Here is a 14,513-nt window from a genome sequence, read left to right as displayed (position 1 = left end):
GGAAGGCCGAAGACCGACTAATGATTAAAGTAATATTCAAGCCTGTCTCCAAAAACACCCTCAATCTTTTGGGCAGGCTTATCTATAATTGGCGCGGGAATTCCGGTGCCAAATGTAGGGCTTCCGGTGAAAACACGTGCTTCGTCCCATAAGTTTGCCGAGATGAGTTTTTGCAACAGAAAACTGCCCCCTTCCACGAGAACGCTCTGAACCTTTTTATCATAAAGGTCCCCAAACAGAGCCTCCATTGAAAATTCTTCCTCCAGCCTGACAAAGGTAAGGTTTTCCATCTCCTCATTCTTCACGTGATTGTAGCAAATCGTCGGAATACTTTTGTCAAATAAATGGCTGTTTGGGTCCAATGTAAGCTTTTTATCAATCACGATTCTCACCGGATTCTTTCCCAGCAAGCCTCTCACGTTTAGTCTAGGGTTATCAAAGTGAGCGGTTTTGGTGCCGACCATGATCCCCTGTTCCTCAGCCCGCCACTTATGGACCTGTTGCCGGCTGTGTGAATTGCTGATCCATTTGCTGTCATAATTGGCCCTTGCCACGAAGCCATCACGGGTCTGTGCCCACTTGAGCAGAATATAGGGCCGCTTTTTCTCCATGAAAGTAAAGAACCTGCTGTTTTGTTGTCTAGCCTGCTTTTCCAACAGCCCCCATTCCACTTGGATTCCGGCTTTTTCTAACTTTTCAATTCCTTTTCCCCCTACCAAAGGGTTGGAATCCACTGCGGCGATTACCACTTTTTTCACCCTTTTCTCTACCAGAAGATCGGCACAGGGTGGGGTTTTCCCAAAATGGGCGCAGGGCTCCAAGGTGACGTACACAGTTGATTCGGTTAGCAAGCGCTGGTCCTCTACATCCCGAATGGCATTTACTTCCGCATGTGGTCCGCCATACTTAATGTGATACCCTTCTCCGATGATGCGATCCTCATAGACAATTACACAACCCACCAAAGGGTTTGGACTTACATAGCCCCTTCCAAGCTCGGCAAGCTCCAATGCCCGCCGCATATACGTCTCATTTTTCATCATGGGGCAATGGCTCTCAGGTTGATTTCCCCAAGGGCATTGGTGGAGTCAATGAAAACCGGAAAATTGATCAGGGTGTCAGCAAACCCGCTTCGAGGCTGAATCAACAGCTGGTACTCCCCTTGGGTCAAACCACGTATTTGAAACTGCCCGGTGGCGAGATTAGTCACCGTACCTAATGTATCTCCTTCCCGAACCGCAAAAATATAGGGAGCGGCCTGAAAGGGCAATACAGTGCCCGAGATGGCAGTCATCCCCCGACTCAAGAACGCGCGACCCACTGGATCAAATGTATATATTTCAGCAGCCGCCCTTGTGATAGATCTGCTCATGTCCAAATCAATATAGTAGTCATAGCTCAACCCACCTTCAATCGTCAAATCCGCAGGAAGAGTCAGTCTCCTAGAGTCGCTATTCAAGAATTGCATATTTACACGCTGACCATTCCGAATCACGTATATCTCCTCGCCCATCAACAGGGTAATCTCAGTCATTTGCCCTACGGGAACTGTACGGCGCCCTACCTGCAGTGAAACACCATTTACCAAGTCGCTCACATTTACCATCTTTCTGGCCGTAACATAGTCTACGAAATGGGCAGTGCCATTAATGACCACTTCAGCGCCCAGCACTTCTACCCAGGCTTGGTCAAAATCTCCTGGAGCATCGATGAGGTTGATGTTGATCAAGCCCTCTGCACGCTCATCATCCTGTCCACAACTGGCAAGGATAAATGGCAGGAAAAAAGCCGATATTAAAGTTTTTAGTTTCATCTCTGCAAATCTGAGGTATAGTATAATCAAACTTAGGAAGGTTTCCTTATTTAGCCAAATCCAGAACCCCTACAACACAAAAAACCCGGCTAAAGTTAACCGGGTTTTTAGATTTAGAATATTCCTTGCATTATTCTTCTGGCGCTGCTTCCAACTCCAACTCCAATTCTCCAAGATCGGTCACCTCGCCTCTGCTTGCAGCTACTTCAGTTAGAATTTTTGAAGCAAATGGTGTTTGTGGATGAATATCTACCTGATATGCACCATTGGTAAGACCCCTTAGCATAAATACACCATTCTGATCTGTGAAAGTACTTACTGTATCCTGATCCAAAATCCCATGTACCAATACGGGCTCTTCACTTGCCTCGACCGGCAATACTTTACCTCTAATTGTCGCAGACTCTTCCGTAATCACACGGATAACCGGCTTCAGGATATGCTGTCCAGAATTGCCAGCCCTCACGATTGAGCGGTCAGCATCAAAATCCAGCATCATATCATATTGTATACCTGCCTGAAGGTCTTTGTTCACCTGCAGCTTTAACCCGCTCTGCTGTGCACTCGGTGTTGTCAAATCATATCTTTCACCATCAATAACAATGTAATTGTTGTCTCCTAAAAGCAACCTGATCTGGGAAAGTCTGCCCGCAGGTACCTCTTCCGAACCAATATAAAGGATCTGATCACCTACCAAGGTCAACAAATCCACCTGTCTGTCATCGGCCTCAGGCACATATGGAATAGAAATCCAGGCCGATCCCTCATTTTCATTTCTGCCGTTTGGCAATACTTCCACGCCTAAGACCTCAATCCACACCTCGTCGTAATCAGCAGGTGCATCCACTAAGGAAATGTTCAACATGGCGTTTCCGTTAAATCGGTCTTCATCCTGGGCACATGAGGCAGCCATAAACAATACAGCCAAACCCAAAATCATACTCTTAAAATTTATTTTACTCATATTGGTAATTTTTTAAAACTTTTTGGCTCAGCACAAGTTTCATGCCACCCGAATTCCTAATTCATTAATGAGATTAGCAAAGAGTTCCCTATTTTTGGGCATGATGAATTGGGAAAACTTATTGAAACCGGGACGTTTTGATCTCAAAGACAAACAGGTAGCCACACTTGACAACTCCAGAAGTGAATTTGAAAGGGACTATGACAGGATCATTTTCTCGGCACCCTTTCGAAACCTGCAGGACAAGACCCAAGTTTTCCCCTTGCCGGAGCATGATTTTGTACACACCAGGCTCACACACAGCCTAGAGGTTTCCAGCGTGGGGCGCTCCTTGGGAAAAATCGCTGGCGAATATTTGCTCTCAACCTACCCGACCCTTTCAGAGCAAGGCATTACATCAGCGGATATTGGTGCCATAGTCGCTGCAGCAGCTTTGACCCATGATATAGGCAATCCTCCATTTGGCCACTCCGGAGAAGATGCCATTTCGGATTTCTTCAAATTCCACCAAGAAGGTCAACAGTGGAAAGGTCACCTTTCCGCTTCCCAATGGGCCGACATGGTCAATTTTGAAGGGAATGCACAGGGTTTCCGCATGCTTACCGCCAAAAACAGTGGACTTAAGATAAGTTTTGCCACTCTAGCGGCATTTACAAAATACCCAAGACCATCTGACCTTCCCGATCCAGAAAAGGGGAGGAGAAGCCAAAAGAAATTCGGATTTTTCCACGATCAACTTGCCTACTATTCCCTGCTGGCCGACAATTTGGGAATTACGGAGATAAGGCCTCAGGTTTGGCTCCGACACCCCTTGGCCTTTCTGGTCGAAGCCGCCGATGACATCTGTTACAGCATCATTGACTTGGAGGACGGCTGTACATTGGGATTGGTAAGCCTGGAGGAAAGCATAAGGATGTTTGCTGCCATCTTGGGAGACAGGTTTTCTGAAGAAAAGTTGAAAGAATACAAAGGCACTTCACAGAAACTTGCCATCCTTCGAGCCATGGCCATCAATAAGCTGGTCAGGGAAACAGCTGATGCCTTTATTGAAAAAGAAGAGGCTATCAGAAAAGGGACCTTTGACCAGGCCTTGACTGATTATATCCCATCTGCCATAGCGCTGGAGGAAATCTCGCGGATCTCGGTGGCCAAAATCTATAGAAGCAAGCCTGTTTTGGAAAAAGAAGCCGCGGGCTTTCAAGTGCTGGAAGGACTGCTGGATGTATTTTCCAAAGCCCTTTATCATAAATTTTACCAACCTGAATTATACTCCGGGCAGGATAAAAGCATCTTGCGCCTACTCCCCGAAGCAATGGACCTGAATGAATATGACGGCTCAGATGCTTATGCCATCCTCCGCGGACTGGTGGACTTCATTTCAGGCATGACTGATAAATATGCGCTATCCCTTTATAGAAAAGTTAAGGGAATTTCCCTACCGGGAGCCTAGGGCAGATAGTCTTTTCTAAAATATTGCTTTAAAAACCAAAGTTGAAAGGCAGGGTCCAAAAACTCATAACCTGAGCCGGTTTCCTGGATCACATCATTGTTAAATAAGATAGTTTTATTCTTGGAAACGTTGCGCGGAGTGCCGAGCCTGTACCTCTCCATTACCGCCGTGCTGGTCAGTTGATGCTCCCCCTGTACCACAGCCTTCAACAGATTCAGCTGGGTGGGGCTGAGTACCTCTACCTCCTTTTGGTACAAAGGCGTATTGGCAAAAATCAACTCTTCCAACGCTTTGTATACAAATGATTTTTCGGCTTTTTCCCCTGTCAGCTGCCAAGTGTAATGCGCCAGTTGCTGCACATACCAGGAATGGTCCTTCATCAACTCAGGGATCAGCGTGGCGATCTGCTTGTCAATAGTTTTTCCAGTCTTTTTAAAGCTCTTGACAATAAAGCTCACCCAGTCGGCCGTGGAGATTTTCTGCAAAAGCATTATATCCCCAAACCTGTAAAACGGCTTAGATGGATTGTTAAAAATATCGGTCATCATATGCCTTTTGCTTCCATATAGGCAATAGGTCACTTTTTTGTGCCTTTGCCAATGGGCACGCATCTTCTTTTCCAATATTTCATAATCTGGATAAGAGGCCAGGTTCTGAAATTCATCCAAACAAATAATAAATTGGATGTTTTTCTGGGTGGCCAATTCTTCGGGAAGGTTTAAAATCTCTTCCTGATGCTGCCTAAGCCCCTCCCAGTCAAAACTCAGACTGAAGTCCCTAAAAGGGTCCACCCCCATATTAATTCTCGGTACCAGTTGCTTGAAGAACTTACGGGCGGCCACTACCCACTCCTCCCATTTGGAGGAAGAAGCTTTGATGACTTCTTTGGCAAACATTTCCAAAAACTCTTCCTCGCTTCCCACCGAAAACAAATCGATCACGATGGTTTTGATCCGCTTCTCTTTTTTGTTGATATCCTTCACGACTTTTTCCACCAACGAGGATTTCCCCCATCGCCGGGGAGAAATCAGCATGGTGTTTATCCCTTGGGTAAGGTTATCATAAAGCTTTTTGGCATCCTTTTCCCGGTCAGTGAAAGCCATTTGGCACACGGTGACGCCATATTTGAAAGGTGACTGATCCATAATTAAATTTTTATACCATTTGGTATTATACCTTTTGGTATTATACCAAATGGTATAATCAAAGGTAATCCTTTTCCTCGGGATTTACAATGTTCAATTTTCCTTTTATTAACTCCCATTTAACCCTTAAAAACCTTAACTTTGTGCCTGCTTTTGAAAGGATTAGGGAATTGAAGCCTTTCTTAAGATGTTGAATGATGGAAGTTTAGCTTCCCAACCTATTGACTTAGCAAAAGAAAACAACGTGAAAACATATCAGGAGTACAAGCAAGTGGATTACCCCGGCATAGGGGAAAGTGTGTTGAAGTTTTGGAAAGAAAATGACATTTTCAAAAAATCAGTTGCCAACCGTGAAGGTGCGGAGACCTTTACTTTTTTTGAAGGCCCCCCTTCCGCAAACGGCACTCCTGGTATCCACCACGTGATGGCCCGTACCCTAAAGGATATCTTTTGCCGGTACAAAACCCTTCAGGGCTACCAGGTCAAGCGAAAAGGCGGATGGGACACCCATGGTCTGCCCGTGGAACTTCAGGTGGAAAAAGAGCTGGGGCTCACCAAAGAAGATATCGGCAAAAAAATCACCGTAGAGGAATACAATAAGAAGTGTAAGGAAACGGTGATGAGATTCAAAGATGAGTGGGACCAGATGACCGAGCAGATCGGCTATTGGGTGGATTTGGATGATCCTTACATCACTTTCGACCCAAAGTACATTGAGACGCTTTGGAGCCTTCTGAAAAGACTTTATGACAAGGACCTTTTGTACAAAGGTTACACTATACAACCCTTCTCTCCTGCGGCAGGCACAGGCTTGAGTTCGCACGAACTTAACCAGCCAGGTTGCTACAGGGATGTGAAGGACACCTCAATTACCGCCCAGTTCAAGGTAAAAGGTGAGGAAAACACCTATATCCTAGCCTGGACCACCACTCCTTGGACACTTCCATCAAATTCGGCTTTGGCCATTGGCGAAAAGCTGGATTATGTAAAAGTAAAAACCTTCAACCCTTACACTTTTGAAGCTGAAGTGGTAATCCTGGCTAAAGCCAGAATGAGCGGCTATTTCAACGCCAAAGCCAAGGATATACAGATAGAAGATTACAAGCCTGGAGACAAGTTGATCCCTTACCATGTGGAAGAGGAACTGAAAGGATCAGACCTACTGGGCATGGAGTACGAACCGCTTTTCCCGATCGAGGGAATCAAGTTGCCACATCCTGCCTACACCATCATCTCTGGAGATTACGTGACTACCGAAGACGGTACGGGTATCGTGCACTTGGCCAAAGCATTTGGTGCGGATGACTTTAGAACATTGGAGCACCACAACATTCCAGGTGTGTTTGTGAAGGATGAAAACGGAACAGATATCCCAGTGGTGGACAGACAAGGAAAGTTTCTACCAGTAATAGGGGAGTACTTGGCGGCCAAAATGAAGGAGCATAACATCGCGGCCCATAAGGAATTTGGCGCCGATGATTTTTATGTAAAGAATTACACCAAAGATGATGAGAGTGCCGCGGATTATAAAAACACCGACATCGTCATTTCCATCATTCTAAAAAATGAAAATAAGGCCTTTAAGGTAGAAAAATACGAGCACAGCTATCCACACTGCTGGAGAACAGACATGCCTATCCTTTACTATCCTTTGGAAAGCTGGTTTGTAAAAACCACGGCCTACAAGGAAAGATTGGTTGAGCTAAACAAGACCATCAACTGGATGCCGGAATCGACCGGGATCGGTAGATTTGGTAACTGGCTGGAAAACCTGGTTGACTGGAACCTTAGCCGTTCAAGGTTCTGGGGAACACCTCTTCCGATCTGGAGAACAGAGGATGGCTCTGAGGAAAAATGCATTGGCTCTATCGATGAGCTAAACGCAGAAATCGCAAAATCAATTGAGAAAGGATTTATGAGCGCCTCCCCATTTCCCAATGGGGAAGCGGACCTGCACAGGCCTTATGTAGACGATGTGATCTTAGTTTCTTCCAACGGAGAAAAAATGCTAAGAGAGCCAGACCTAATTGACGTATGGTTTGATTCTGGAGCCATGCCTTATGCGCAATGGCATTATCCATTCGAAAACGAGGATATCTTTAAAGCCAATTATCCGGCTGATTACATCGCGGAAGGCGTGGATCAGACTAGGGGCTGGTTCTTTACCCTGCACGCACTGGCAGTGATGCTATTTGACAGTGTGGCGTTCAAAAACGTAATAGCCAACGGCTTGGTACTGGACAAAAATGGCAACAAGATGTCCAAACGTCTTGGCAATGCCATTGATCCTTTCAAAACCCTGAAAGAATTTGGACCGGATGCTTTGCGCTGGTATATGCTTTCCAATGCAAATCCCTGGGACAACCTGAAATTCAACCTTGACGGTGTGGGTGAGGTACAGAGACGTTTCTTTGGAACCCTCCAAAACACCTATAACTTCTTCGCCCTTTATGCTAATCTGGACTCTTTCACCTACGACGAATCCAAAAAGATTGCCGTGGCGGAGAGACCTGAATTGGACAGGTGGATCATTTCTAGACTCCAGTCATTGATCCAAGAGGTGGAAAACGCCATGGACAACTATGACGCTACTAAAGCCACTAGAGCTATTATGGGCTTTACCGTTGACCAACTTTCCAACTGGTATGTAAGGCTGGCAAGAAAACGATTCTGGAGAGGCGACCTCAACCACGATAAGCAGGCGGCATATGAAACACTTTATGAATGTCTATTGACTCTTTCCCAATTGATGTCCTCATTTGCACCATTCTATTCGGACTGGTTGTTTAGAAACCTAACGGCCGGAGCCCGTGATGCAGGACAAAGCATCCCTGAATCCATCCATCTTACCGAGTGGAACAAAGCTGATGAGGAATTGATCAATGAGGATCTTTTACAAAGTATGCAGCTGGCTCAGGACATCTGCTCGTTGGTTCACAGCCTAAGAAAGAAGGAAAAACTCAAGGTAAGGCAGCCATTACAAAAAATCCTTGTACCGATCTTGGCTGAAAAAACCAGAACCCAGATCCAGCATGTGGAGGAATTGATCAAAGCAGAAGTGAACATCAAACATATCGAATACATCGATGATACTTCTGGTATTTTGGTAAAAAATGTTAAACCTAACTTTGCTAAGCTCGGTAAGCAGTTCGGCCCTAAAATGAAGCTGGTAGCTGCGGCGATCGGCAAGTGGGGCAAGGATGAGATAGCTGAAATTGAGAAAAACGGTGCCATTTTCATTGATCTGGAAGGGGATAAAGTCACCCTTACCTTAGAAGACGTTCTCATTACTTCTGAAGACATTCCGGGCTGGTCTGTGGCTACAGAAAATGGGGTTACAGTAGCTTTGGACGTAACTTTGACGGAAGAATTGAAGCAGGAAGGCATAGCCAGAGACTTGGTCAACAGGATCCAAAATTTAAGGAAAGATATGGGCCTTGAAGTGCAGGACAAGATTAACATCAAAGTCGCTAAGCATGAGGACCATGTAAATCAGGCGTTGGAAAACTTCTCCAAATACATTCAGGAGGAAACTCAGGCCCTGTCTTTGAGTGTAAATGGCAACCTGGAGCAGGGAACCATTTTGGACATGGATGACTTTGAATTAACGGTTAAGGTGGAAAAGGCTTAGGTCTTTTCCGCATTTGATAAAATAAAAAAGTATATTGGCCCTGCATCCCTGAGAAGCACGCAAAGAGACCTTATGAAGTATTTAAAATATTTTGGCATTGCCTTGTTGGTGATCATCATCGACCAGGTGGTCAAATTACTAGTCCACTACCAAATGGATTTTGGTACCCCGGGCCAGATCAAAGTGATTGGCGACTGGTTCAAGCTCCATTACACCACAAACCCGGGCATGGCATTCGGCATGCAGCTTGGATCCGAATATGGCAAGTTGATTCTTACCAGTTTTCGATTAGTTGCCATGTTCGGCATAGGGTATTACTTATATTATTTGATAGATAAGAAGGCTCACGTGGGCTATATTGTCTGCATAGCCATGATCCTAGGTGGAGCCATTGGCAACCTGATTGACAGTATATTTTACGGCGTACTACTTCAAAACGCCCCTTACAATGCACCATCCCCGTGGTTTCACGGGCAGGTGGTAGACATGTTCTACATTGATATTTGGGAAGGCTTTATCCCGGAGTGGGTTCCACTATGGGGAGGCAGCTATACGGCGCTTTGGCCGATCTTTAACGTGGCAGATGCAGCCATTTTTGTAGGAGTAGCCATAATCCTAATCTTCCAAACCCGATTCTTCGAACACGAAAAGGCACAAGCCGAAAGAGATGTAGAAGAAGAAGATGAAGTCCAGAAACAGTTTCTTAAAGAATCTTGATCAAAATAGTAAACCTCAGCAGAAGCTGAGGTTTTTTTATCCCTTATTTTGTCCAGTTTTCTACCCTTATATTTTGAAGGCGATTGAAATGCTTTTCATTATTTGTCACTAAGGTCAAATTATTCCCAATTGCCGTGGCCCCTATAAGAAGATCCAATTCATCAATGGTTCTCCCTTCTTTATTTAACCTTACTTTTTCTTTGGCGTAAATATCCAAACAACTGATTATTGGAAGAATTTTGAATCTGGCTATAAGTCCGTCAATAATAGGCTTATTTCTTTCTGGATTAGAGCTTTTCTCTACACCATATTTTAATTCCGCAACAGTTATTTCTGAAATAAAGAGATTTTCAAATCCTACCAGCTCCATTTTGTCAACTAGCTCATATCTTCCCTTTAAAAAATAAATACAGATGTTAGTGTCTAACAAATACATCCTTATAAATCTTCTATATCACGCTTAGTATACCTATTCGCTCGAATACCCTCAATTATTTCTTCCGCACTCTCTTCCGATTTCCAAGCCCCAAATAAATTCTTCCAAGAATCATCTGTTTTATCCGAATCTTTTAAAGACTCTTTAATTTTATTAATTAAATCAAGTTTGACATCAGGGCCCAAATCTTTAACCATTTTAAAGATGTTTTCCGCCATATCTATTTTATCTGTTTCCATAATCAGACACATTTAAACTACCTTAAATTAACAAATAATTTTGAGATTTAGATTCTTGAATTAATAAACCCTATCTCTTAGGCCCCCAAAACATTTAAATAAAAAAAAACACCCCGGTTTCCCGAGGTGCTTTCCTAACTAACTCATCTAAATTGAGGATAATCTTAATGCTTGAAATGTCTTACACCTGTCAGCACCATGCTCATTCCTTCGCCATCGCAGAAGTCTATGCTGTCTTGATCCTTAATAGACCCACCTGGCTGCACCACGGCCGAAATCCCTTCTTTGGAAGCAATTTCCACACAGTCAGGGAAAGGGAAGAAAGCATCAGAAGCCATCACCGCGCCGTTGAGATCAAACCCGAAATGCTTGGCTTTTTCGATAGCTTGTTTAAGGGCATCAACTCTTGAAGTTTGTCCAACACCGCTGGAAAACATCTGGTTGCTATTGCTAAGAATAATTGTATTTGATTTGGTATGCTTACAAACTTTCGCTGCAAAAACCAATGCGTCCTTTTCCTCTTCAGTTGGCGCCTTTTTGGTCACCACCTTGAAGTCTGCTTTGGTTTCGGTCTGAAGGTCCTTATCCTGCTCAATTATGCCGTTTAGCAACGTCTTGATCTGCTTGGTACCTTCCAGTTTGGCCTTCTGCTCAAGTAGGATTCTATTTTTCTTTCCTTTCAGCAGATCCAGGGCATCCTGATCAAAGCTTGGTGCAATAAGCACTTCAAAGAAAAGACTGTTCATCTCCTGCGCAGCAGCCAAATCAACCTTTTGGTTGGTAATCAACACCCCGCCAAATGCCGATAAGGTATCGGCAGCAAATGCTTTTTTATATGCGTCCTGAACAGATGACCCGGTGGCCACGCCACAGGCATTGGTATGCTTAAGAATGGCAAAAGCAGTTTCCCCCTCAAATTCAGCGATCAAGTTAACCGCCGCGTCCACGTCCACCAAATTATTGTAAGAAAGCTCCTTGCCGTTCAACTGCTCGAACAGGTCTTCCAGTTTTCCATAGAAATGAGCCTTTTGATGGGGGTTTTCACCATACCTCAAAGCTTTCGCATTGGATTCTGAAACCTTGAGGGCCGGAATTTCCTCTGATTGGTTGAAGTAATTGAAGATATGGGTGTCATAATGGGATGACACTTTAAATGCCTGTGCGGCAAAATACTTCCTGTCTTCCAGAGTGGTCCCGCCACCGTTGGCTTTCAACCTCTCCTCCAACTCCCCATATTGGTCTTTGGAGGCGATGATAGTCACATCCTGGAAGTTTTTGGCTGCAGCCCTGATCAGGGAAATACCCCCTATGTCAATTTTCTCAATAATATCCGCATCAGAGGCACCAGAGGCAACTGTTTCCTCAAATGGGTACAAATCCACAATGACCAAATCGATAGGAGGAATGCCATATTCGGCAGCCTGATCTTTGTCCCCATCATTATTCCTACGGTGTAGAATCCCCCCAAAAACCATCGGGTGAAGCGTTTTTACTCTTCCTCCAAAGATGGACGGATAACCGGTAAGGTCTTCAACTGCGGTAACCTGGGCTCCCTGCTCTTCGATAAACTTCTGGGTGCCACCCGTAGAGTAGATTTTCACCCCTTGCTCTTTAAGCAAAGCCACGATGGGCTCAAGGTTGTCCTTATAAAAAACAGAAATGAGTGCGGATTGGATTTTTTTAACAGCCATGTTTCTTTTATTTACCGCAAGGTGACAAAGGTTCTAAACCTTAATCAAGCGGTCTTTTTATTTATAAATAGAAATAACTTAACGCAGTGCCTCTGCGGTTAAATTTTAAGATGCAAAGGTAAAAAAACCAACTCATTAAAGCAGGCTTTCTATGACTTTCGGGAAATATTTGTGTTCTAAGGCATGGACTTTTTCGGCAATGGACTCCGGATCGTCATTTTGGCTAAGTTCCACGCTTTCTTGAAAGATCACCCTTCCCTCATCATACTTTTCATTGACATAATGGATGGTGATGCCAGTCTCAGCGTCACCCGCTTCTTTTACGGCTTGGTGCACCCTCATGCCATACATACCCTTCCCACCATACTTGGGCAATAGGGCCGGATGGATATTAATGATCTTATCGGGAAAATCCTGGACTAGCTGATCGGGTATTTTCAAAAGAAATCCCGCCAGAACAATCAGATCCACGTGCATCTTGGCAAGTTGATCGCCTACGAGCCCTTCCTCCAAATCGGATTTATCGAAATGAAAAGTGGGGATGTCGTATTTTTTTGCTCTTTCAAGCACAAAGGCATCTTTCTTATTGGAAGCCACTACAGCCACCTTGGCCTTTTCGGAATCCTGGAAGTATTGGATGATTTTCTCGGCATTAGTGCCGCTGCCCGAGGCAAGGATGGCTATTTTTTTCAAAACGTAAGGATAAAAAGGTTTATAGAAACAAATTTAAGAAAAATGGGCACAGGAGAGAAACTTATCATCTTTATCTAATATCAAAGCAACCATCTTACAATTTAAATTTTGTACCAATTTTTAAATCAAATTTTGGTAAATTAAAGTAATGAAAACAAAGGGTGAGAAAAATATCCTCAAAGAACCTGACGCCTCATACAGCAGGTATACTTATGCCGATTATTTGACATGGGAAATGGATTCAATGGTGGAACTGATCAAGGGTAAAATTTTCAGGCAAGCTGCTGCACCTAGAAGGATTCATCAAGAGGTGGCCCTAGAAACTGCAAGAAAGCTAGCAGATTTCCTTGATGATAAAGCCTGCAACATTTTCATTGCACCGTTTGATGTAAGGTTGCCAATCAAATCCCAAAAAGCCGAAGACATCACCACTGTGGTCCAACCTGATATCTGTGTGGTCTGTGATCCTTCAAAGCTGGATGATTTAGGTTGCATAGGTGCTCCTGACTTGATCATTGAAATCCTTTCTCCCGGAAATAACCAAAAGGAACTTATTCATAAATTTGATATCTATGAGGAATGTGGTGTAAAGGAATACTGGATAATCCACCCCACAGAACAGACTTTATTGATTTATACCCTCACTGATGGCAAATTCATACCTTCAAGGCTTTTTACCATCGGTCACACGGTGAGTTCAACAACAATCCATGGTTTTCAACTGGATTTAAAGGATATTTTTAAATATACAGAGGGTTGAAATCATAGCCCTTCAATAAGACTTTTTCTTATACGTCTAAGCGTCTGCGTGACCCTTATCTCAAAGAAACGCCATGCTCAAAATCCCCGTCAGCATCAAGATTTTAGCCAGGAGGCTGAGTTGGGTAAAATGCTTCTTCCTATCCGCATAATATATTCTATACATAAAATAAAAAAACAGGATGCTCAAGCCACCAAAGTAGAAATACAGCAGGTCACTGCCCACCTTGAAGGTGACCACAAGTATAGACATCACGAATAATCCCGCAATGGCAAATATCACCTTTTTGGTAGCCCTGAAGCCGATTACAATGGGCAAGGTGCGGCAGCCATGTTTCCGGTCGCCCTGTCGGTCCTCGATATCTTTGATGATTTCCCTGATCAGATTGATGAAAAACGCAAAAATAGCGTAAGTGAGCACATATAGCTTGGTGGTTTGGTAATAATACCCGATGATCCAAATGGCCATCCCTCCCAGCAGCGCCACGGTCAGGTTGCCTATAAAAGGCATTCTCTTTAGTGTGTTGCTGTAAAGCCAGAGCACAAATGCCGCAAAGAAATTGATTATGGCGATCCTGGGACTGACTAAAAATCCAATCCCTATCCCGGTAAAATTAAAGATGGTGTGCAAGGTCATCACTACCCGTCTGCGCATTCCTTTGCCCACCACCACTTCATGGGGCCTGTTTACATAATCAATCTTTACATCGTAATAATCATTGATCATATACCCTGATGCCGTAAGCAAAACAGTGGAAATGATGATAAGATAAAGATTTGGATCTTGAAGTATAGGTATGCCCGTCCGGGTTTCTTCAATTAGGAAATAGGCGGTCAAAAGCTGCGCCAACGCCACTATCAGCAGATTGGCAGGTCTAATGATCTTCCAAAATGCCTCCATCGTAAACTTCTTAGCCCGCCGCTGTACTTTCATGCCTGTAAATTACAAAAAACCCTATTTGAATCAGCGGGTTA

The 14,513-nt window shown here is 44.1% G+C and carries 13 protein-coding genes; 4 read left to right on the top strand and 9 right to left on the bottom strand.

What is annotated here, in order from left to right:
- Positions 1-17 precede the first annotated feature (17 nt).
- The 3 genes from ribD to KI659_RS06450 all read right to left on the bottom strand — a co-directional run bounded on the left by ribD (position 18) and on the right by KI659_RS06450 (position 2,777).
- The gene (gene ribD / locus KI659_RS06460) at positions 18-1,043 is read right to left on the bottom strand and encodes a bifunctional diaminohydroxyphosphoribosylaminopyrimidine deaminase/5-amino-6-(5-phosphoribosylamino)uracil reductase RibD (protein WP_213944541.1); all 1,026 of its coding nucleotides are present in this window, start codon (positions 1,041-1,043) and stop codon (positions 18-20) included.
- The gene (locus KI659_RS06455; protein ID WP_213944540.1) at positions 1,040-1,843 is read right to left on the bottom strand and encodes a DUF4382 domain-containing protein; all 804 of its coding nucleotides are present in this window, start codon (positions 1,841-1,843) and stop codon (positions 1,040-1,042) included. The genes ribD and KI659_RS06455 overlap by 4 nt, the downstream gene beginning before the upstream one ends.
- Positions 1,844-1,943: 100 nt before the next feature.
- Positions 1,944-2,777, bottom strand: coding sequence for a DUF4382 domain-containing protein (locus KI659_RS06450; protein ID WP_213944539.1), 834 nt, complete (start codon positions 2,775-2,777; stop codon positions 1,944-1,946).
- A 67-nt stretch (positions 2,778-2,844) separates the two neighbouring features.
- Here KI659_RS06450 and dgt point away from each other — a divergent pair, with 67 nt between their 5' ends.
- Positions 2,845-4,227 carry a dGTP triphosphohydrolase gene (dgt, locus tag KI659_RS06445; RefSeq protein ID WP_246535306.1) on the top strand — a complete coding sequence of 461 codons (1,383 nt, stop codon included), beginning with the start codon at positions 2,845-2,847 and terminating at the stop codon, positions 4,225-4,227.
- Here dgt and KI659_RS06440 read toward each other — a convergent pair.
- Positions 4,224-5,372, bottom strand: a complete 1,149-nt coding sequence (locus KI659_RS06440) for an AAA family ATPase (protein WP_213944538.1) — start codon at positions 5,370-5,372, stop codon at positions 4,224-4,226. The two genes, dgt and KI659_RS06440, sit on opposite strands and share 4 nt — an antisense overlap.
- 244 nt (positions 5,373-5,616) lie before the next feature.
- On the opposite strand from KI659_RS06440, the gene ileS reads away from it, so the two are divergent.
- Complete coding sequence (gene ileS / locus KI659_RS06435) at positions 5,617-9,003, top strand: isoleucine--tRNA ligase (RefSeq protein ID WP_213944654.1); 3,387 nt, start codon at positions 5,617-5,619, stop codon at positions 9,001-9,003.
- Between the two features lie 72 nt (positions 9,004-9,075).
- The gene (locus KI659_RS06430; protein WP_213944537.1) at positions 9,076-9,720 is read left to right on the top strand and encodes a lipoprotein signal peptidase; all 645 of its coding nucleotides are present in this window, start codon (positions 9,076-9,078) and stop codon (positions 9,718-9,720) included.
- A gap of 43 nt (positions 9,721-9,763) precedes the next feature.
- On the opposite strand, the gene vapC is transcribed toward KI659_RS06430, so the two are convergent.
- The 4 genes from vapC to purN all read right to left on the bottom strand — a co-directional run bounded on the left by vapC (position 9,764) and on the right by purN (position 12,779).
- A complete protein-coding gene (vapC, locus tag KI659_RS06425) occupies positions 9,764-10,156 on the bottom strand; it encodes a type II toxin-antitoxin system tRNA(fMet)-specific endonuclease VapC (RefSeq protein ID WP_213944536.1) in 393 nt (130 codons plus the stop codon).
- 2 nt (positions 10,157-10,158) lie between these two features.
- On the bottom strand, positions 10,159-10,395 hold the full coding sequence (locus KI659_RS06420) for a hypothetical protein (protein ID WP_213944535.1): 237 nt from the start codon (positions 10,393-10,395) through the stop codon (positions 10,159-10,161).
- Between the two features lie 164 nt (positions 10,396-10,559).
- The gene (purH, locus tag KI659_RS06415) at positions 10,560-12,086 is read right to left on the bottom strand and encodes a bifunctional phosphoribosylaminoimidazolecarboxamide formyltransferase/IMP cyclohydrolase (RefSeq protein ID WP_213944534.1); all 1,527 of its coding nucleotides are present in this window, start codon (positions 12,084-12,086) and stop codon (positions 10,560-10,562) included.
- Positions 12,087-12,221: 135 nt separating this feature from the next.
- Entirely contained in the window at positions 12,222-12,779 is a 558-nt protein-coding gene (purN, locus tag KI659_RS06410; protein WP_213944533.1) for a phosphoribosylglycinamide formyltransferase, read from the bottom strand.
- 148 nt (positions 12,780-12,927) lie between these two features.
- On the opposite strand from purN, the gene KI659_RS06405 reads away from it, so the two are divergent.
- On the top strand, positions 12,928-13,539 hold the full coding sequence (locus tag KI659_RS06405) for a Uma2 family endonuclease (RefSeq protein ID WP_213944532.1): 612 nt from the start codon (positions 12,928-12,930) through the stop codon (positions 13,537-13,539).
- Positions 13,540-13,599: 60 nt separating this feature from the next.
- Here KI659_RS06405 and KI659_RS06400 read toward each other — a convergent pair whose 3' ends face one another.
- Entirely contained in the window at positions 13,600-14,472 is an 873-nt protein-coding gene (locus tag KI659_RS06400; protein WP_213944531.1) for a geranylgeranylglycerol-phosphate geranylgeranyltransferase, read from the bottom strand.
- Positions 14,473-14,513 lie beyond the last annotated feature (41 nt).

The organism is Litoribacter ruber, assembly GCF_018449405.1.
Classification (GTDB): Bacteria; Bacteroidota; Bacteroidia; order Cytophagales; family Cyclobacteriaceae; genus Litoribacter; species Litoribacter ruber.
The sequence above is the reverse complement of the archived record's forward strand: the minus strand, read 5'-3'. Positions and strand labels throughout refer to the sequence as shown.